Source organism: Streptomyces calidiresistens, assembly GCF_014141525.1.
Taxonomy (GTDB): domain Bacteria; phylum Actinomycetota; class Actinomycetes; order Streptomycetales; family Streptomycetaceae; genus Streptomyces; species Streptomyces calidiresistens.
This window is the reverse complement of record NZ_VKHS01001290.1, coordinates 1-979: the sequence shown is the minus strand read 5'-3', so window position 1 is coordinate 979 and position 979 is coordinate 1. Positions and strand designations below refer to the sequence as shown.

Here is a 979-nt window from a genome sequence, read left to right as displayed (position 1 = left end):
GGCGACCACCACCACCGTGCCCCCGCCCACCGAGGCCCGCCTGCTCAGCGGCCGCTACCGGCTCGGCGACGTCGTCGGCCGGGGCGGCATGGGCACCGTCTGGCACGCCACCGACGAGATCCTCGACCGCGCCGTCGCGGTCAAGGAACTGCGCCTGCCGCACGGCGTGGACGACGCCGAGCGGCGCCGGCTGGTCACCCGGACCCACCGCGAGGCCAAGGCGATCGCCGCCATCCGCAGTCGCGGCGTGGTCACCATCTACGACGTGGTCGACGACGGCTCCCGGCCGTGGATCGTCATGGAGCTGATCGAGGGCCGCTCCCTGGCGGAGATCATCCGCGAGGACGGCCCGATGTCGCCCCACCGGGCCGCGGAGATCGGCCTGGCCGTGCTGGACGTGCTGCGCGCCGCCCACGAGCGCGGCATCCTGCACCGCGACGTCAAACCCTCCAACGTGCTCGTCTCCGAGCCCGACGGCCGGGTCGTGCTCACCGACTTCGGCATCGCCAAGGTGGAGGGCGACCCCTCCATCACCTCCACCGGCATGCTGGTCGGCGCCCCCTCCTACATCTCCCCCGAGCGGGCGCGCGGCGAGAACCCCGGCCCGGCCGCCGACCTGTGGTCGCTCGGCGCCCTGCTGTACTGCGCGGTGGAGGGGCGGCCCCCCTACGACCGGGGCGGTCCCATCGCCACCCTCTCGGCGGTGATGAACGAGCCCCTGGACCCGCCCCGTTCGGCGGGCCCGCTGAAGGAGGTCATCGCCGGGCTCCTCACCAAGGACACCGCCGCACGCCTGGACGAACCCGGTGCCCGGCGCGCCCTGGTCGCCGCCCGGGAGGCCGCGTCCGCCGAGGGCTCGGGCGGCTCCTCCGGGACCGTCGTCCTCGGTCGGGCCGAAACCGCCGCCGCCCGCGCCGCCGGGGCCGGTACCCCGCGCGACGGGAAGCCGGCGGACGACGACCCCCGGACCCCGCCCCGC

Annotated in this window: 1 protein-coding gene; it reads left to right on the top strand. The window is 76.3% G+C overall.

Going from position 1 to position 979, the window contains the following annotated elements; translation table 11 throughout:
- Positions 1-16: 16 nt before the first annotated feature.
- Positions 17-979, top strand: a 963-nt coding sequence (locus tag FOE67_RS26930) for a serine/threonine-protein kinase (protein ID WP_182667430.1), incomplete at its 3' end; no start/stop codon positions are given.